The organism is Enterobacter adelaidei, from assembly GCF_041937165.1.
GTDB classification, from domain to species: domain Bacteria; phylum Pseudomonadota; class Gammaproteobacteria; order Enterobacterales; family Enterobacteriaceae; genus Enterobacter; species Enterobacter adelaidei.
Genome location: NZ_CP154353.1, coordinates 4,060,385 through 4,078,173, shown reverse-complemented (window position 1 = coordinate 4,078,173; position 17,789 = coordinate 4,060,385). Strand labels below are relative to the sequence as shown.

At 54.8% G+C, this 17,789-nt stretch carries 18 protein-coding genes; 5 read left to right on the top strand and 13 right to left on the bottom strand.

The features are described 5' to 3' along the window. Positions 1 to 125 precede the first annotated feature (125 nt). Together AAHF05_RS19800 and AAHF05_RS19795 are read left to right on the top strand one after the other, a co-directional pair. A complete protein-coding gene (locus AAHF05_RS19800) occupies positions 126 to 770 on the top strand; it encodes an NAD(P)H-binding protein (protein ID WP_049007614.1) in 645 nt (214 codons plus the stop codon). Between the two features lie 40 nt (positions 771 to 810). Beyond that, on the top strand, positions 811 to 1,848 hold the full coding sequence (locus tag AAHF05_RS19795; protein ID WP_129324182.1) for a permease: 1,038 nt from the start codon (positions 811 to 813) through the stop codon (positions 1,846 to 1,848). Positions 1,849 to 1,884: 36 nt separating this feature from the next. On the opposite strand, the gene dolP is transcribed toward AAHF05_RS19795, so the two are convergent. From dolP to AAHF05_RS19775, 4 genes are read right to left on the bottom strand one after another with little or no spacing between them, the layout of a single operon-like run. Then, entirely contained in the window at positions 1,885 to 2,460 is a 576-nt protein-coding gene (gene dolP, locus AAHF05_RS19790; protein WP_028017061.1) for a division/outer membrane stress-associated lipid-binding lipoprotein, read from the bottom strand. Between the two features lie 9 nt (positions 2,461 to 2,469). Continuing rightward, positions 2,470 to 3,060, bottom strand: coding sequence for a DnaA initiator-associating protein DiaA (gene diaA / locus AAHF05_RS19785; protein WP_003861754.1), 591 nt, complete (start codon positions 3,058 to 3,060; stop codon positions 2,470 to 2,472). A gap of 21 nt (positions 3,061 to 3,081) precedes the next feature. Beyond that, complete coding sequence (locus tag AAHF05_RS19780) at positions 3,082 to 3,477, bottom strand: YraN family protein (protein ID WP_028017062.1); 396 nt, start codon at positions 3,475 to 3,477, stop codon at positions 3,082 to 3,084. Continuing rightward, positions 3,435 to 5,582 carry a penicillin-binding protein activator gene (locus AAHF05_RS19775; RefSeq protein WP_129324181.1) on the bottom strand — a complete coding sequence of 716 codons (2,148 nt, stop codon included), beginning with the start codon at positions 5,580 to 5,582 and terminating at the stop codon, positions 3,435 to 3,437. Before AAHF05_RS19775 ends, AAHF05_RS19780 begins: the two co-directional genes overlap by 43 nt. 62 nt (positions 5,583 to 5,644) lie before the next feature. Between AAHF05_RS19775 and rsmI the strand changes: the two genes are divergently transcribed. Next, entirely contained in the window at positions 5,645 to 6,508 is an 864-nt protein-coding gene (rsmI, locus tag AAHF05_RS19770; protein ID WP_129324180.1) for a 16S rRNA (cytidine(1402)-2'-O)-methyltransferase, read from the top strand. A gap of 4 nt (positions 6,509 to 6,512) precedes the next feature. Continuing rightward, complete coding sequence (locus tag AAHF05_RS19765; RefSeq protein WP_049007618.1) at positions 6,513 to 7,493, top strand: Fic family protein; 981 nt, start codon at positions 6,513 to 6,515, stop codon at positions 7,491 to 7,493. Positions 7,494 to 7,512: 19 nt separating this feature from the next. Here AAHF05_RS19765 and AAHF05_RS19760 read toward each other — a convergent pair whose 3' ends face one another. The 9 genes from AAHF05_RS19760 to kbaZ all read right to left on the bottom strand — a co-directional run bounded on the left by AAHF05_RS19760 (position 7,513) and on the right by kbaZ (position 16,740). After that, entirely contained in the window at positions 7,513 to 9,402 is a 1,890-nt protein-coding gene (locus AAHF05_RS19760) for an enterotoxin (RefSeq protein WP_129324179.1), read from the bottom strand. A gap of 20 nt (positions 9,403 to 9,422) precedes the next feature. Beyond that, positions 9,423 to 10,295: a tagatose-bisphosphate aldolase subunit KbaY gene (gene kbaY, locus AAHF05_RS19755; protein ID WP_129324178.1), complete on the bottom strand. Its 873-nt coding sequence runs from the start codon at positions 10,293 to 10,295 to the stop codon at positions 9,423 to 9,425. 12 nt (positions 10,296 to 10,307) lie between these two features. Beyond that, complete coding sequence (locus AAHF05_RS19750) at positions 10,308 to 11,453, bottom strand: SIS domain-containing protein (RefSeq protein WP_129324177.1); 1,146 nt, start codon at positions 11,451 to 11,453, stop codon at positions 10,308 to 10,310. Positions 11,454 to 11,699: 246 nt separating this feature from the next. After that, positions 11,700 to 12,833: an N-acetylglucosamine-6-phosphate deacetylase gene (gene nagA, locus AAHF05_RS19745; protein WP_049007622.1), complete on the bottom strand. Its 1,134-nt coding sequence runs from the start codon at positions 12,831 to 12,833 to the stop codon at positions 11,700 to 11,702. Then, entirely contained in the window at positions 12,830 to 13,264 is a 435-nt protein-coding gene (agaF, locus tag AAHF05_RS19740) for a PTS galactosamine/N-acetylgalactosamine transporter subunit IIA (RefSeq protein WP_028017070.1), read from the bottom strand. The genes nagA and agaF overlap by 4 nt, the downstream gene beginning before the upstream one ends. A gap of 16 nt (positions 13,265 to 13,280) precedes the next feature. Continuing rightward, on the bottom strand, positions 13,281 to 14,159 hold the full coding sequence (gene agaE, locus AAHF05_RS19735) for a PTS N-acetylgalactosamine transporter subunit IID (protein WP_028017071.1): 879 nt from the start codon (positions 14,157 to 14,159) through the stop codon (positions 13,281 to 13,283). Next, complete coding sequence (gene agaW, locus AAHF05_RS19730; RefSeq protein WP_129324176.1) at positions 14,149 to 14,928, bottom strand: PTS N-acetylgalactosamine transporter subunit IIC; 780 nt, start codon at positions 14,926 to 14,928, stop codon at positions 14,149 to 14,151. Before agaW ends, agaE begins: the two co-directional genes overlap by 11 nt. Before the next feature lie 10 nt (positions 14,929 to 14,938). After that, complete coding sequence (gene agaV / locus AAHF05_RS19725) at positions 14,939 to 15,412, bottom strand: PTS N-acetylgalactosamine transporter subunit IIB (RefSeq protein WP_028017073.1); 474 nt, start codon at positions 15,410 to 15,412, stop codon at positions 14,939 to 14,941. A gap of 20 nt (positions 15,413 to 15,432) precedes the next feature. Further along, positions 15,433 to 16,740, bottom strand: a complete 1,308-nt coding sequence (gene kbaZ / locus AAHF05_RS19720; protein WP_129324175.1) for a tagatose-bisphosphate aldolase subunit KbaZ — start codon at positions 16,738 to 16,740, stop codon at positions 15,433 to 15,435. A gap of 239 nt (positions 16,741 to 16,979) precedes the next feature. On the opposite strand from kbaZ, the gene AAHF05_RS19715 reads away from it, so the two are divergent. Further along, complete coding sequence (locus AAHF05_RS19715; protein ID WP_114978818.1) at positions 16,980 to 17,789, top strand: DeoR family transcriptional regulator; 810 nt, start codon at positions 16,980 to 16,982, stop codon at positions 17,787 to 17,789.

The following is a 17,789-nucleotide window of genomic DNA, read 5'->3' as shown; positions in this document are numbered from 1 at the left end:
TCCTCCGTTGTTTTGGCTTCAGACTGATTTTTCTCCGCTTGTGGTAAATACTTACCTGTAACAGACTTCTAAGTGTGGTCAACCACGCTAAGTTCGCAAACGGACAATTCTGTAAAGGGGAAAAGATGAGTCAGGTACTGCTTACAGGCGCAACCGGGTTGGTGGGCGGGCATTTACTGCGTCTGCTGATTCAGGAGCGCAAAGTGAATTATATTGCCGCCCCGACGCGGCGACCGCTCGCAGATATCTCCGGCGTCTTCAACCCACATGATCCGCAGCTGACGGACGCGCTGGCACAGGTGCAGGACCCCATTGATATCGCATTTTGTTGTCTCGGCACGACCCGGCGTGAGGCGGGCAGTAAAGAGGCGTTTGTGCATGCGGACTACACACTGGTGGTAGATACTGCACTCACGGCCAAAAGGCTTGGGGCGAAACATTTCCTGGTGGTCAGCGCGCTGGGTGCCAGTGCCGGATCGCCTTTTTTCTACAACAACGTGAAGGGCAAAATGGAGGACGCGCTGATTGCGCAGAGATGGGATTACCTGACGATTGTTCGCCCCTCCATGCTACTGGGACACCGCGACGAACGGCGTTTTAATGAATCTATTTTTGCACCGCTATTCCGCATTCTTCCGGGGAACTGGAAATCCATTGAGGCGCAGGATGTCGCACGCGCGATGCTAAAAGAGGCGCTTTCACCTTCGAAGGAAGGGGTGAACATTATCCCTTCGGCAAAACTGCGTGAAATCGCGCAGGGCGAGGCGTAAACTCCCCCGGCTAATTACCTACTACTCTCCGGGGAATGCTATGACTGGTCAGTCTTCATCTCAGGCGGCAACACCTGTTCAATGGTGGAAGCCCGCGCTCTTCTTTCTTGTGGTCATTATCGGCCTCTGGTATGTGAAATGGCAGCCCTACTACGGCAAAGCCTTCACCGCCGCCGAAACGCACAGTATCGGTAAATCTATTCTCGCTCAGGCTGATGCCAGCCCGCTGCAGGCGGCGTGGGATTACGCCATGGTCTACTTCCTTGCCGTCTGGAAAGCCGCCGTTTTAGGCGTCATTCTGGGGTCACTGATTCAGGTACTTATTCCGCGGAACTGGCTGGTGAAAACCCTTGGACAGTCGCGATTTCAGGGCACGCTGCTGGGGACGATTTTCTCTCTGCCGGGCATGATGTGCTCCTGCTGTGCGGCTCCTGTTACCGCGGGGATGCGTCGCCAGCGAGTCTCGATGGGCGGCGCGCTGGCTTTCTGGATGGGTAACCCGCTGTTAAACCCGGCGACGCTGGTGTTTATGGGTTTTGTTCTGGGCTGGCATTTTGCGTTCATCCGTCTGGTGGCTGGATTGCTGACGGTGCTGGTGGTCGCGACGCTGGTACAAAAATGGGTGAAAGATAATGCCGTTGAACCGGCGTCAGTTGAGCTGAACGTCAGCGAGCCTCAGGGGAGTTTCTTCATGCGCTGGGGTCAGGCGTTATGGCAGCTTTTCTGGAGTACCATCCCGGTCTATATCCTTGCGGTACTGGTTCTGGGGGCTGCGCGCGTTTGGCTTTTCCCACATGCGGATGGCGCTATAGGCAACACGCTGATGTGGGTCATTGCGATGGCCGTTGCAGGCTGCCTGTTTGTGATCCCAACGGCGGCTGAGATCCCGATTGTGCAGACCATGATGCTGGCTGGCATGGGCACCGCGCCGGCGCTGGCGCTGCTCATCACACTGCCTGCAATTAGCCTGCCGTCGCTTATCATGCTGCGTAAATCATTCCCGGCCAAAGCGCTGTGGCTGACTGCGGGGCTGGTGGCGTTGAGTGGGGTGGTAGTGGGGTGTTTTGCGTTGGTTTAAGGCAAAAAAATACCCGGCATTGCCGGGTATTGTTTGTTACTTGATATAAGTAAACGCGGTGGTGACGTGTTTCACGCCGCTCACCCGGCTGGCGATATCAGCCGCGGCTTTTCCTTCACGGTCGGTTACCAGACCCAGCAGGAACACTTCACCGTTTTCCGTCGTCACTTTCACGTTGGACGATTTCACCTGATCAGAACCCAGCAGCTGGGAACGCACTTTGGTGGTGATCCAGGTGTCAGACGATGCGGTGCCCAGGCTGACAGGCTGTCCCTGGCGCACTTCGTTGAAGACTTCTGTCGTACCTTCTACACCCATCGCAATCTGTTTGGCGCGGGAGGCGAGTTCCATGTTAGGGGCCTGGCCTGCAAGCAGCACTTTGCCCTGATAAGCCGTCACATTGATGCGCGCTTCTTTTTTAATCTGTTCGTCTTTCGACAGTGCACTGTTGACGCGCAGCTCAAGCGTACCGTCATCCACCTGCGTCCCGACAGAACGCGGATCGGTTGCCGCTTTGGTGCCTACCGCAGCAGTACCCACGACAGCCGCAGCGATACATCCCTGAAGCAGTAATGCAGACATAAGGACTGCGAGGGTCGATAAAGCCTTCATAAGAACTCCTTAATCATCCTGGTGAGGGAAAAGCGTGTTATCGATCAGGTCGCATAAGCAATTTACCGTCAGCATATGCATTTCCTGAATACGCGCGCTACGGTGAGAAGGAATGCGGATTTCCACATCCTGCGGCCCCAGCAGACCCGCCAGCTCACCACCGTCATAGCCGGTTAAAGCTACGATAGTCATGTCCCTGGTTACGGCTGCTTCAACGGCTTTAACAATGTCCCGGCTGTTGCCGCGTGTGGATATTGCCAGCAGTACATCTCCGGCATGGCCGAGGGCTCGCACCTGCTTAGCGTAAATTTCGTCATGCAGACGATCGTTAGCAATCGCTGTTAAGACCACATTATCGGTATTAAGTGCAATGGCAGGTAAACTCGGACGTTCTGTTTCAAAACGATTGATCATGCTGGCAGCAAAATGCTGTGCGTTGGCGGCTGACGTTCCGTTGCCACAACAGAGGATTTTGTTGCCATTAAGCAGGGATTGCACCAGCGTCATCGCGGCACGGGAGATCGCATCCGGTAGCGCTTCCGCCGCGGCAATCTGAGTCTGGATGCTTTCTGTGAAGCACACTTTAATTCTTTCGAGCACGTTATCCCTTTTAAATCTTAATTATGCGTCTTCGCCAAAAGCGTTTTTAAGCCATTCGATCTCATTTCCGGTGAAGGCTATCACATCGAACCGGCAATCCACAGTATCAAAGCTCCCATTATGGCGGGCAAGCCACAAGTGGGCAGTCTGTAATAATTTATGTTGTTTGGCGAGCGTCACGCTGGCGGCAGCACCGCCAAAACGGGAGGACTGTCGAAAACGGACTTCTACAAACACAATGACCTGAGCCTCTTTCATGATCAGGTCAATCTCGCCGCCGCGCCCACGGACGTTAGCGGCGATAAAGCGCAGTCCTTTGCCTTCAAGCCAGCGACGCGCCTTTAACTCCCACGCATCGCCGGTCTCTTTACGGCTTAACTGGCCGGGACGATTTGCCCCTGCTGGTATTTGAGCCATGATAACTTCCTGTTGATCACGCAATCCTGAGTAGCGGTCAGATCGCCGGTGTTGCCGTTAAGCTCAAAGCCTGGCACCTGACGCATCTGGGTAAAGTGGTTCGCCAGCGCCCACGCATCGACACCCATCGCATACAAACGCGCCAGAGAGTAGTCGTTACGTACTGCCCCCAGCGCCTGCTGCATCAGTGCCGGATTGCTGCCTGCCAGCATAGGGATTTCGCTGTACTGCAGACCGTCCATTTCCAGACGGAAATCCGGGCCTGCAGTGCCCTGCGCGCTGCGTGAACTGGCGTACAGCGTTGCACCGCTCTGGCTGCCGTTACGCATTGCAATCATCGGTTTGATAAAGGCGATCTCTTGCGGCGTGGCGACAATATAGGCGGCATCCACTTTACCGCCACCGCTGATCTGCGCGTCGGTAGGTGGGGCAGGGATTGTCAGACCGCCAATTGTCACGCCCTGCTGCTGCGGCAGGCTTGCGGTTACCGGGCTACCGTTCAGCGCGATGCCTGCTCCGCCATTTACGCCAGCGCGCAGTTCAGAGACTGAACCGAATTTCTGCTGCAGTACCATACCGCCACCGAGCTTCTGCCATTCATTGGCAAAGGCATTCGCGACGCGATCGCCCAGCGTACTGCGTGGGATGAGCAACAGAGGAGCCTGTTTACCCTGCTCGTGGATATGTCGTGCGGCATCGCGGGCTTCATCTTCAGGGGAAAGTGCGAAGTAGCAGATATTGGCGCGGTTCTGAACCTGCTCAGGCTGATTGAGCGCCAGCACGTTCAGCGTGGTATTGCTCTTCATCAGTTCTTCCACGTTGTTTTTCAACAACGGGCCGACAACGATGCTTGCACCGTCCTGTTGAACCTGCGCCAGAACCTGGTCAAGCGGCTGTGAGCTGGTGTCGTAGATTTTTAGCTCAGCACCCGGGTTGGCGCTGGAGGCTGCCACGGTTTGCGGCTGTGCTGCAGGTTGGGCTGCGGGTTGCTGTTCAGACGGTTGTGCTGTGGCAGCAGGTGCCGGCGCCGCTTGTGTCTCAGCCGGAGCCTGTGTTGCAGGCGCAGGCGCAGTTGCGGCTGCCGGAGGTGTCGTTGGTGCGGTAACCGGGTTTTGCATCGTGCCCTGCGCCGGGGTTTGGGCGGTGGTCAGGTCACTGGTCTCGGCTGCGGACGGGCTGACAACATCGTTCACATTTGCTGCCTGTGCTGCTTGTGCTGGAACGGCACTGCCTGTCACCGGCGTGGTACCGTTTTTCGCCGCTTCAAAACCCTGCTGAATAGTGCGACCAAATACCGCCGCCTGACCGTTTAGCGGCAGCAGCAGGGCGATTTTGCTGGTCGATGCGGGCTTAAAGTTCTGCACGTTTACCAGCTGTGTTGGCAGCATTTTCGCGCCCGGGTTCTGCGGGTAGCGGGTTTGCCAGTCAGTAATACTGGCTTTCAGCATCTTCGGATCGTTGCGGTTGTTAAACCACATCTGCTGCAGATCCAGCCAGCCCTGCAGTACGTTCTCATCGGCATTGATGACCAGTGCCTGCGCCTGTTCCTGGGTCATGGAGGCAAGCGCCTGCCAGGTGGCATCAATATTTTTCTGCTTGTCGGCACCGCCGAGCAGCGGTTCCTGGGCAATCAGTGCACGGAGCAGTGTCAGGGAAGGACGACCCTGCTCAGCGGCAATACCTGCCTGCCAGAAGCGAGCCTGCTGATTTTTATCCAGCGCGCTGACGTCGATATTACCCAGGATCTTTTTCGCGCCATCATAATCTTTCAGTGCGACTTTCAGCTCAGCGGAAAGCAAGCTCTGCTCACGACGTTGGGTGTCGTTAAGATCCTTCGGTAACTGATTGAACAGTTCGGCGGCCTGCTGGGTTTTACCCTCTTTCAACAGTGCACGAATGGCGAGTAATTGCCAGTTGGTCTTGGTATCATTTGAACTCTGCGACATTTGTTGCAGATAAAAACCAGAATCAGCCTGAGCGGAACCCTGCAGATGTGCAGTGCTCTGGTCAGGTGCCTGGGTGCCACAGCCTGCAAAGATCAGCGCTGCCAGCAGAAGCGGCACGCTGCGAGTGGCTTTTTTTCGAAGAAACGTTAACGGTACCATACTGTATCCAGTGATTTTTTTTACGCAATGCTCAATATTAAATCGGCAATACGGACTAAACAATGAAACAACACGAAACGGCGGATAATTCTCAAGGCCAGCTTTATATTGTACCTACTCCTATCGGGAATTTATCTGATATTACCCAACGTGCGCTTACCGTGTTGCAAGCTGTTGATTTAATTGCTGCTGAAGATACCCGACACACCGGTTTACTGCTTCAACATTTCGCGATAACCGCCCGTTTGTTTGCCCTGCACGATCACAATGAGCAACAAAAAGCCGAAACGCTGGTGGCGAAGCTGAAAGAGGGGCAGAACATTGCGTTAGTTTCCGATGCAGGAACCCCGCTGATTAACGACCCTGGTTACCATCTGGTGCGTACCTGCCGCGAAGCAGGGATTCGGGTTGTACCTTTGCCGGGCCCCTGCGCCGCAATTGCTGCGCTGAGCGCCGCAGGTCTGCCGTCTGACCGTTTCTGCTATGAAGGCTTCCTGCCTGCCAAATCCAAAGGCCGCCGCGACGTGTTAAAAAATCTGGAGGCGGAACCGCGCACCCTGATTTTCTACGAATCCACGCACCGCCTGCTTGAGAGCCTGGAAGATATGGTGACCGTGTGGGGAGAAGCCCGCTACGTGGTGCTGGCGCGCGAACTGACCAAAACCTGGGAAACGATCCACGGTGCACCGGTGGGTGAACTGCTGGCGTGGGTGAAGGAAGATGAAAACCGCCGTAAAGGTGAAATGGTGCTGATTGTCGAAGGACATAAAGCGCAGGAAGACGCGCTGCCAGCCGACGCGCTGCGCACGCTGGCGCTGCTGCAGGCGGAACTGCCGCTGAAGAAAGCTGCGGCGCTAGCGGCGGAAATTCACGGCGTGAAGAAAAATGCGCTGTATAAGTATGCGCTGGAGCAGCAGGGGGAGTAAACGTATGAGCCGCTACCTGCCTCCATTCGCAATCACGCCATCAATTCTCAATCAGGTTGTTGAGATTGGTGAGTTGCTGGGGCATTGGGCGGCTCATTCCGGAAGGACATCTCCTTTACTGCGTAAAGAGAACCGTATCCGCACTATCCAGGCATCGCTGGCCATTGAACACAACTCGCTGACTACCGGGCAAGTGACGGCAATCATGGATGGCAAGCGCGTGCTCGCGCCTGAAAAAGATATTCAGGAAGTCCGCAATGCTATCCTGGCATATGAGAAATTGTCTGAATGGAAGCCATGGAAGCTCAATGACTTACTCAATGCACACCGGTTATTAATGACTGGTTTGGTCGATCTCCCTGGAAAGCTCAGGAATGGAGACGTAGGGGTATACCGTGGAAACCAGTTAGTCCACATGGCTCCTCCTGCCTCCCAGATGAACCGTCTGATCGACGATCTTCTTTCCTGGCTTAAGCAAACTGATCTCCACCCGCTTATTGCCAGTTCGGTATTTCATTACGAGTTTGAGTTTATTCATCCCTTTTCAGATGGAAATGGCCGCATGGGGCGGCTGTGGCAAACGTTGATCTTAAGCCAGTGGCGTGCGGAACTGGCATGGCTACCCGTCGAGACACTCATCCATTTTCAGCAGGCGCGCTATTACCAGATATTAGGACAATGCGATCGGGCCAGTGATTGCACGGCATTCGTGGAGTTTATGCTGCAAAATATGGCTGAAGCTTTGCGGGAAGGCATAGGTATGTCGTCAGTATTGTCGGAAAAAATGTCGGAAGAATTGTCGGAAAAGGAAAATACTATCCTTGAGCTTCTTACCGTTCAACCGCAAATGACTGCGGTAATGTTGGCATCTGTTTTGGGCGTAACTTCCCGCACTGCGGAACGTTATCTCCGTTCTTTGCAATCAAAAGGTAAATTAAAACGCGTGGGGGCAAGGAAAGGGGGAAGCTGGCAGGTCATGGCTTAACCTGCCAACTGAACACTTTTTATTTATCTGGGAATGCTTCAAATACCATCGTTTCCAGCGGTTGCAGCGTAATCACCACTGCGTTTTTGTACGCCTCCGGTACGGTTGAATTACGTCCATACACTGCCTTCAGACTAAACTGCGACGCGTTTCCTGTCGGGACTTCGAAATCTCTCGTCAAATCCAGGTAGTAGCTTTGCGGCTTATCCGACGGGTTACGTAAGCCGAGAATTGCTTTGTCCTTGCTCCAGGATGCCCAGCCGTAAACCTGCAGCGCAGTTGGGTCACCGCCAATCCAGTGCGTATCCACCAGCACGCTGGCGTTATCCCGCGACCATTTCGCCGCCTGCGCCAGGGTATCCCACTTCGCCTTATTCAGCATTGAAGGGGTGATGTATAGCTCCTGCAACTGCGTGCCGGTGGCGAAGTAACTCCAGACCTGGTCGGCAAAATCGCTGTCCGTTTGCACTTTCTCCAGCCCGTAATAAGCGTTTTCTGCACTGACGATCCCGTGATACATCAGGGAGTTCAGTGGGAAGAGCGGGCCTTTGCGCACAATGGAACGGTACGTTTCAGCGTCTCGGTAAGTCATCCACTGCTGTACCGGCGTACCAGGGCCAAAAAGGTTTATGTCATCACCCTGACGCCAGATGGAATCGGCGTAGAACAGCCAGGATGGACTGGCATTGGTTCCGGTCGTCAGGTTGATAAACAGGTTCGGATTGGCGCTGCGCATGTTATGCAGCAGTGCAATAGAGGCGTCAAAATCCGAGGCGAACGGGCTGCCTTTAATGTGCGAGTTGGCGTTACCCATTCCGTCCAGCTTAAACGAGGTAATATGCTCGTTTTTTATCAGCTTACTAATCTGCTCATTAAAGTTTTTAAAGTAGTTCGGGCCTGACAGCGCCAGCTTCCCGTCAACCGTTTCGAATCCATACTCTTTTGCATGCGAGACGCGAGTATCGCGCGGTTTGTTATATCCGCCCCACGGCGAGAGCCACAGGCCAACGGAGCTGTGGAGGCTGTCAGCTTTCTCTCGTACCTTGCCAAAACCGTTGCTGAATGCCGGGCCAAACAGCCAGCGCCCTGTAAGATCATCCCAGCCATCGTCAAGCAGGAAAGCATCCAGCGCTACGCCCCGCCCGGTGATAAATTCTTTGTTCCATTCGTCCATACGCCCCAGCACATCCTGCTCGGAGTAAGGGGTAAAGAAGCCGATATCCATCCAGCTGTTGTAGTGTAGATAAGGCTTATACGGACGCGGCCGGACGGCGTCGATAAACTGGTTTACGCTCCGGCGCAGCTGGCTGGTTTCCGGGAAGGTACCGAAGTAGGTGGTATAGCTGACTGGTGTTGCTGGCTGAATGGGCGTTTTCAGCTCCACATTGAGGTTGGTCGTCGCTTCATAGGCGTAAGTATTAACGATGGGTTTATCCGGCAGGATAAAGAACGAGTCTGCGACAATCGGCGAGCTGTTAATTGCCCCGTCTACGTAAGGTGCCTGAGACTGCTTTTTGGTTGGGAAGAAGGTGATTTTCGCCACTTCACGAGGCTGCCCGACGGCTGCGATGGTGTAGTCGATGCTGGCGTATTTCCCCTTCACCAGGTTCAGCTTCACCGTGACGTTAAAGTCCGGATGGGTGAAGTCGATGACAATTCCGTTGTCCTGCTTTTCGACATGCTTGATCTTAAAATCCGCCGTGTGGATTTTTTTCTCATCTGGCAGCGTCAGAAAGAACAGCTCCTGCGGTGTCAGAGGATGGTTGGCCCTGGTGTCTTTAACCACGACCGTCGAGTTTGCGTCATCAAATGACAGGGCAATATTGTCGTTATTAAGGCTGTAGTTTGCTGCCATCGCGCCATGAGAAACACACAGGGCAAGCATTGAGAGGGAGAGGATTTTTTTCATCAGGGTAAGATCCTTTTCAATCAGGCTTCTGCCGGCAGCAGCAAGCGATTTGCCGAGCCACAAACGGTAATTTTGCTTCTGACCACCTCTTTCATGGCATCCATGCCGACCCGCATATAGAAGCGTGGATCGTTACCTTGCGGGTTGTCGGCAAACCAGGCTTTGACGGCGTCAGAAAAGGCGATTTTCAGCTCGGTTGCCACGTTGACTTTGCACACGCCCAGCTCAATGGTGCGGCGAACATACTCATCCGGAACATCGCTCGCGCCATGCAGCACCAGTGGTACGGTGACCACTTCGCGAATTTCGGCCAGTCGCTGGAAGTCGATTTTGGGTCGTTTGGTATACAGGCCGTGCGCGGTGCCGATGGCGACAGCAAGGCTATCGACGCCGGTCAGTTCGACGAAGCGTTTCGCCTCCTGCGGATCGGTGAGGAACGCGCTTTCGGCGTCCACGCTCATGTCATCTTCCACGCCGCCCAGGCGGCCCAGCTCGGCTTCGACGCTGCAGTCGTTGAGGTGGCAGAAATCGACCACGGATTTCACCAGCTTCACGTTCTGCTCAAATGGATAGTGGCTGCCGTCGATCATTGCGCTGCGTACACCGGCATTCACTTTACGACGAATATCGTCCAGTGATTCGTGGTGATCGAGATGCAGCGCCAGCGGCATGTCGTAAGTGAGGGAGTACGCGCTGCACAGGGCGTAGATCTCTTCGAGCGCAATATGCTTAAAGGTGCCCGGCGTGCCTGCGAGGATCACCGGGGATCGCATTTCGCTGCACACTTCAAGGATCGCCTGGATCGTCTCCGCGTTGTGGATGTTGAACGCCGGTACGGCGTAGCCTTTTGCCTGCGCGTCCTGCAGAAGATATTTGGTAGAAATAATACTCATGATCCGATCCTCTTAAGCCTGCCACGGATGAATAACAACGCCCTGAACCACACGGTTGACCGTGCCGCTGGCGGATGGTGTATCGGGGGTGTTGCCTACGCTGAGCGACTGGGAAAGTGCAAAGACCTGGGCATACATCAGGAAGCAGAACGCCTGTTCCATATCGATAAACGAACGAGAAGGCGGTAGCAGGATGTGCGGACCCGCTTCAATAACCGGATCCGTTTCAGCGGCGATAGCCACCACGCGCAGGGCCTGGCGATCGCGACGCAGTTCGGCCAGCAGATCGAGATCGTACTGACGCGTATACGGATGGCTGGAGACAAACACCACCACCAGCGTTTCGTGATCCACCAGCGACTTCGGCCCATGACGGAAACCGGTAGGAGAGTCGTAGAATGCCGCCAGTTTTCCCGCCGTCAGTTCCAGCACCTTCAGCGCTGACTCACGCGCGGCACCCTGCAGGCCACCGCTTCCCAGGTAGACGATCCTCTTCCATGGCGCATTGCCAAAGACACCCTGACTGAAATCGCCGAGCGACGTCAGGATCGCCTGGCAGCGATCGGCTACGTCGCGGAAGGTCTGGCTGTTGATCGTCTCCGGGGCGAAAACCGCCAGACAGCTTGCCATCATGGTGGTGATACTGCTGGTCATCGCGAAGCCGCGATCGTGCGTTTCGGCTGGCATCAGCAGGGCAAAGGCGTTATCGCTGTTGACGGCGTTCTGGTACAGACTGCCTGCTTCATTGCAGGTGATCGACAGGTGGTAGCATTCCGGCACAAACTGATTGGCCAGTTCTACAGCCGCCACGCTTTCCGGGCTGTTGCCGGAGCGGGCAAACGAAATCAGCAGCAAGGGATGCGCTGGGCTGAAGTAATCCATTGGGTTCGTCACCAGGTCAGTTGTGGGTACGGCGGTGAAGTTTTTCCCGGTGTGGCTGGCAAGCCATGGCGCAATAATGTCGCCGATAAAGGCAGATGTGCCCGCCCCTGTCAGGGCGATCCGCAGATCAGATTTGCGCAGCAGCGGAGTCAGAAAACCGTCGATAGACGAACGCAGGCTATCAATGTTGCTGAGCGATCGGATCCAGCTCGCTGGTTGCTGACGGATCTCTTCTTCGGTCCAGGTGCCAGTTGTGGCGGTAGTGATTTGTGGCATAACTCAGTCCTTAGTCGTGTGAATTCCACATCAGACGCTGGCAAATATGTCGCTATCTTTCGTTTCGTTTCACTTGTTCACTTGAGTAGTTAAATAAAATTTATAGGAAAGAAATCGAAAGTTCAATGAAAGAAAAGAAATAAAACGAAAAGTGTGATCGCAAAAGGAAAGGCAATGAAGAAGGAAAGGAAAAGAAAGGCCTTACGATCGCGTGTCGTAAGGCCAACAGGAGACACAATGAAAGGGCTAAAGGGGAAGAGCCTGGCCCTGAATCCAGATCCGCTGGAGGTGTAAACCACCGTCCAGCGCGATGAGCGTGGCGTGTTTGCCTGATGCTAACGACCCGAGCTGGTTATCAATACCCAGCAGCCTTGCAGGGTGCAGCGAGGCCATATGGATCGCGTCTTCAGCGGTGATGCCTGCGTGCTCCACCATATTGCGGACGGCGGCATCCAGCGAGAGCGTACTCCCTGCCAGGCCACCGGTGGCGGTACGCACGACGCCATTTTGCATGCAGACCTCTTCACCGCACAGGGTGTAGCCCCCGTCAGGCATACCAGCAGCCTGCATTGCATCGGTGATCAGCACCACGCGGTCTTTCGCGCAGCAGCAGCACAGACGCATGGCTCCAGGGTGGACATGGTGACCATCGGCAATCAGCTCCAGCCATGCACGTTTGTCTGTCAGCCCAGCGCCAACCATGCCGGGTTCCCTGTGATGTAACCCCGTCATACCGTTGTAGCAGTGGACCAACCCATCAGCACCTGCGTCAAAAGCGGCAAGGGTTTGATCGTAAGTGGCGGCGCTATGGCCCAGCATCACGCGTAAACCGTGCTGTTTAAGGTGGCGAATCGCCTGTATTGCGCCAGGTTTTTCCGGCGCAAGCGCCACCACGCGTAGTGTGTTTTGCGAAACCTCAATCAGTGCGTTCAGCTCAGTGATATCCAGCTCCCGAAAAAGCTCCGGCGGGTGCGCCCCTTTGTTTTGCGGCGTAAAGTACGGACCTTCAAGATAGCTTCCCAGAACCTGCGCGCCGGGCCCGCCGGAGCGAGTGCGCCGGGCGATACGCATAAGTGCGCCGTGTATGGCCTCCAGCGGCGCGGTGACGGTGGTGGGCAGAAATGCGCCCACGCCTTCACGCGCTTTATGTATCGCCAGAGTATCCAGTACGTCGGGCGCGTCATCCATGACATCCACACCCGCACCGCCGTGAACGTGCGTATCAATATAGGCCGGGCAAAGTAGCTCAGCATCGCGCGACGTAATGCCCACGGGGATTGGCTCAATCGCCGTGATGATCCCACTTTCAATACGTAGCTGGTGGTCTTCAAACCAGCCCAGTTCGGTGAGCACGCGGCGAGCGCGTAACAGCTGGCTCATATGCCTTCCTCAGCAGGCGCTTCCTCACGGCAGCGCCCCAGCTCGTCTACCAGGCTCGTCAGCCCACGATGTCCGCACTCCAGCGCCTGCAATCGAAATGCTTCGCTGCTTAAACCGTCGCGCTCCAGCACCATCTCCAGCAGCAGCTGCAGGTTGGTGCCGGTAATCACTTCGCTGCCCGGTCTTTGCATCGCGAGCGTTGACGCCACGCGGAACGGCGTACCGCCCAGCAGGTCGGTGAGAAATACAATATCGTGCTCTGCATTGAGCTCGCTCACCGCCTGCTCAAGCTGGGTGGTCAGCCGCGCCGTGGTGGAGGTCTCCGGAAAATCAATGGCGATAAACTGCGGTTGCTCGCCGAGGATCTGCTTCATCGCCTGCTCAAGCCCACTGGCAAAACCGCCGTGACCCGTCAAAATAATGCCTAACATCGTAACCTCTTTGCTTTTACAGGAAGTGACAGAATTTACCGACAACACCGAGCACCACGGTGATACCAATCAGACGCAGTGGGCTCCAGCCACGGCGTACCAGCCAGAACATCGTCAGGGTATAGACCAGTGGCAGGAAGGCAGGCATCAGCTTGTCGATAACGTCGGCCTGCAGTTTGACGACGGCATCACCGGCCTTGATTTCGAGCGTGGTATTAAGGCGGACATAGGTTGCCACCAGCGCGCCAATCACCGTCATCCCGACAATAGAGGCCGCGTGACCAACCTTTTTGGTATTGGCCTTAATCAGCGGGATCGCTGCGACGCCCATCCGGTAGGCGTAATGCGCCAGACCAAAACGCAGGCCCAGATGCACCACGTTAAACAGCACGATAAAGACCACGGCGCCCAGAATGGAACCCTGCAACGCCAGGCTTGCGCCAATCCCACCGCATATGGGCAGCAAAGTTAGCCAGAACATGGCGTCACCAATGCCGCCGAGTGGTGCGCCCACGGCAATTTTGGTGCTCTGGATGCTGTTCACATCCTGCTTGGAGCGCTCCATGGCCAGGATGATGCCGATAACGAAGGTCACCAGGAACGGATGGGTGTTGAAGAAGCCCATGTGACCTTTCATGGCACGCGCCAGATCCCGCTTATTGGTGTGGATCTTTTTCAGCGCAGGCAGTAAGCCATACAGCCAGCCGGAGGCCTGCATACGTTCGTAGTTAAACGAGGCCTGCAGCAGCATGGAACGCCAGGCTACGCGGTTAATGTCCTTTCTCGTCAGCTCGGCACCGATACTTTGGTCTTCGTAGACGTTCTCATTCACGCCAGTGAGCAGGGTCTCTTCGCTTTCAGAAACGCCAGGCAAAGTTGTTTGATTAGATGCCATCTTCGAATTCCTCTTTCCGGGACGCAGGTGCTGTCGGTTCAGGTGTTTTACGCATCAGGTCGATAAGTGCCATTGCCAGGGCAGCAGCGGCAATCGCCAGTACCGGAAGCTTGAGCCAGGCTGCGGCCACAAAACCGATAATGAAGTAAGGGATGTAGACGTTTTTCATCATGATTTTCAGCAGTACGGCAAAACCGATAGCTGGCATGATGCCGCCCGCGACGCCAAGACCATCAATCAATCGTGCCGGCAGAACATCAATGGCGGTTTTCGCGTGTTCTGCACCGAAGTAAATCGGCAGGAAAGCACACAGGAAGTAGAAGATACCGAGGGCCAGCAGTGCCAGATAGTTGACCCGTTCAATACCGTGAGTATCCGCATTGGCCGCCATGCGATCGCAGCGCGACATCACGCCGGACATCACCGAGAAGAGGAACGTGATCCCCATCTGTACCGCAACGGCAAACGGGACGGCGACGCCAACGGCAACTTCCGGCTTCACGCCCGTGCTGATAGCAAACGCTGTGCCTACAATCGTGCCGATAATCACGTTTGGTGGCTGTGCACCTGCCAGCGGTGCCAGTCCCATCCAGACCAGTTCTAACGTACCGCCGGTCAAAATACCGGTGTGTAGATCGCCCAGAATCAGGCCAACCAACGGCCCGAGTACCACCGGGCGGTGCATATGTGTTAAGCCGTTAAACATATCCAGGCCGGCGATAAAGGCGAGAACGCCCAACGCCAGTGCCTGCAACAGACTGATTTCCATTGTGAATCCCTCAGAGCAGTTTAAAGAGATCCAAAGCAGTTTCTGTTGGAACGCCCTGAACGAAGCATTCCACTCCGGCAGATTTCAGACCGTTGAACGCAGTGATATCGTTTGCGTCGACAGAGACCGTTTTGGCAATTTGTTGTTTGCCATTGGCATAGTGCATGTTGCCTACATTGATACGGGTGACAGGTACGCCGCCCTCCACCAGCGTCAGAAAATCAGCGGGTGATTTACAGACCAGCAGAATTTTCTGGCGGTCGGCAGCGCGGTGAATGTTGTCGATCACTTTTTGCAGCGACCAGAAGCGCACGGCAATCCCTTCCGCGAGCACCATTTCCATCAAGTTTTGTTGAACCGGATCTTCTGCAACCTCATCGTTAGCGACCAGCACCAGGTTTGCCCCCGCAAACCCCACCCACTGCACACCCACCTGACCGTGGATCAGACGTTCGTCGATGCGGCATAAAACAATGTTTGGCATAGCGTTTTCCTCTTTTTTAATTATGCGTGTTGAGTCGTTACGCCTTCGCAGGCGGCGTGGTACTGCTGAAGTATGTCCTGAATGTGGTCGATGATGAGTTCCCGTGGCGTTGACTTGAGAGCACCCTCGCGAACTTTGCTGTACTGCAACGGCAGGTACTGGCTAATCAGTGGCAGCGGGAGAGGGTCGTCAGCCAGGTTGCGTACCAGTCGCTCAAAGGCATCGTCAATTTGGCTGTCTGGCCAGTAATAGCGGACGCGGTCAGAGTAGCTATAGCCGCGCGCCAGGCGTCGTGCATTGCCGTCACCGTGGTAATGGCTTTGCCAGTATTCCGGGCGATCGAGCATCACGTTTTCCAGTACGTGACGCAGGCCAGAACTGGCTTTGGCAGGCAGCAGTTCTTCTTCGATGGCGGCCAGTGAGAACAAAGATTCTCGCAGAGCGAAGGTCAAAGCTGGGCCGACTTTCAGGATCGCGAAGTGATCTTTTACCAGCTGGCGAAGCGCTTGCGGCGTCTGGTAATCGGTGGAGTGCGCTTCAAACACCAGCGTGTCGTACGCTGCCACCATTTTGCTCAGCGCGACGGCCTTGTGTGGTTGATAGTCGCATACATGGGCGTGGTCAAACTCAACGCCAGGCTGAACGACCAGGCCAATAATGCGCGGCCAGATAGCGTTTAAACCTTCTTTTTCGAAAGCGTGACGGTGTGCTTCAAGCGTGGCGCGTGCCGCTTCCGGTGTGGTGACGTCGAGTTCATTCAGGGTTTCATGCGCCCCTCCGGGAACAGGCACTTCAGTGCCGATAACGTAGACCAGGTCCGACACGCCAAACTGTTCACGACAGGTCTCTTCGGCAATTTTCGCCAGACGTGCAGCACGCTCTGCGACGATTGCGTCGGTTAAAGGTACCGGATCGTCTTCGCAAGACATACTGCAGTCGAGGTGGATCTTTTTGAACCCGGCAGCAACATAGCTTTTGATCAGATCGTCGGCATTTGCCATCGCCTGTTCCGCAGGTAGATTTTGCCAGCGGTTGGGCCCCAGATGATCCCCGCCGAGGATCAACAGTGAAGTCGGGAAATTAAGGGATTCCGCAAGCTGACAAACAAACCCGTAAAAATCAGCGGGCGTCATGCCGGTATAGCCACCAAACTGATCCACCTGGTTGGAGGTGGCCTCAATTAATATCGGCGTCTGATGCGAGTGGGCGTAACGAATTGCAGCTTCAAGTACCAGTGGATGTGCGGAACAGACGGCATAAATCCCGTTTGAATTCCCCCGTTTATGTTGTTCCACCATTTCTGTCAGATGTTTCACTTTCCTCTCCATTTCGGATGGTGATGGTATTCATCTTTCGTTTTGTTTCATTTAATCCTGCATCATGGTGGTATAAAAATAAAACGAAAGATAATAGTTTTCCGATCTGTTTCACAAAAGAAACATAATGAAAGGTTTCAGCGCCGGGTGAGCTTGCCCCTGGTCGTCAGACAGGGCTTGCATTCCCGTAAAAGAAAGGCCTTAATAAGCAAAACGAAATGAAACGAAAGTTTATTGATTAAGGAGCTCGCATGAGCAGCACCGATTCATCCGCAGAAAAGCGCATCACCGGCACCAGTGAAAGGCGAGAGCAAATTATTCAGCGGTTGCGGGCGCAGGGAAGCGTGCAGGTTAACGATCTTTCTCATTTATATGGTGTTTCGACGGTAACGATCCGCAACGACCTGGCCTTCCTTGAGAAGCAGGGCATTGCCGTGCGTGCTTACGGCGGTGCATTGATTTGTGAAGGTCATGCGCAAGGTGTTGAACCTTCAGTGGAAGATAAAAGTTCATTGAATACGGCCGTAAAGCGCAGTATTGCGCAGGCGGCCGCTGAGCTGGTGAAGCCAGGACACCGTATCATTCTGGATTCCGGTACCACGACGTTTGAAATCGCCCGTATGCTGCGTCAGCATACGGACGTGATTGCTATGACCAACGGCATGAATGTCGCGAACGCGTTGCTGGAAGCGGAAGGGGTGGAATTGCTGATGACCGGTGGGCATTTACGCCGTCAGTCGCAATCTTTCTATGGCGACCAGGCGGAGCAATCCTTACAGAATTACCATTTTGATATGCTGTTCCTGGGCGTCGATGCCATCGATCTCGATCGCGGCGTAAGCACGCATAACGAAGATGAAGCCCGTCTGAATCGCAAAATGTGCGAAGTGGCAGAACGCATTATCGTCGTGACTGACTCCAGCAAATTTAACCGCTCAAGCCTGCATAAAATCATTGATACACAACGCATTGATATGATTATTGTCGACGAAGGTATTCCGGCTGAAAGTCTGGAAGGGTTACGCAAGATTGGGATAGACGTGGTGTTGGTTAAGGAATAA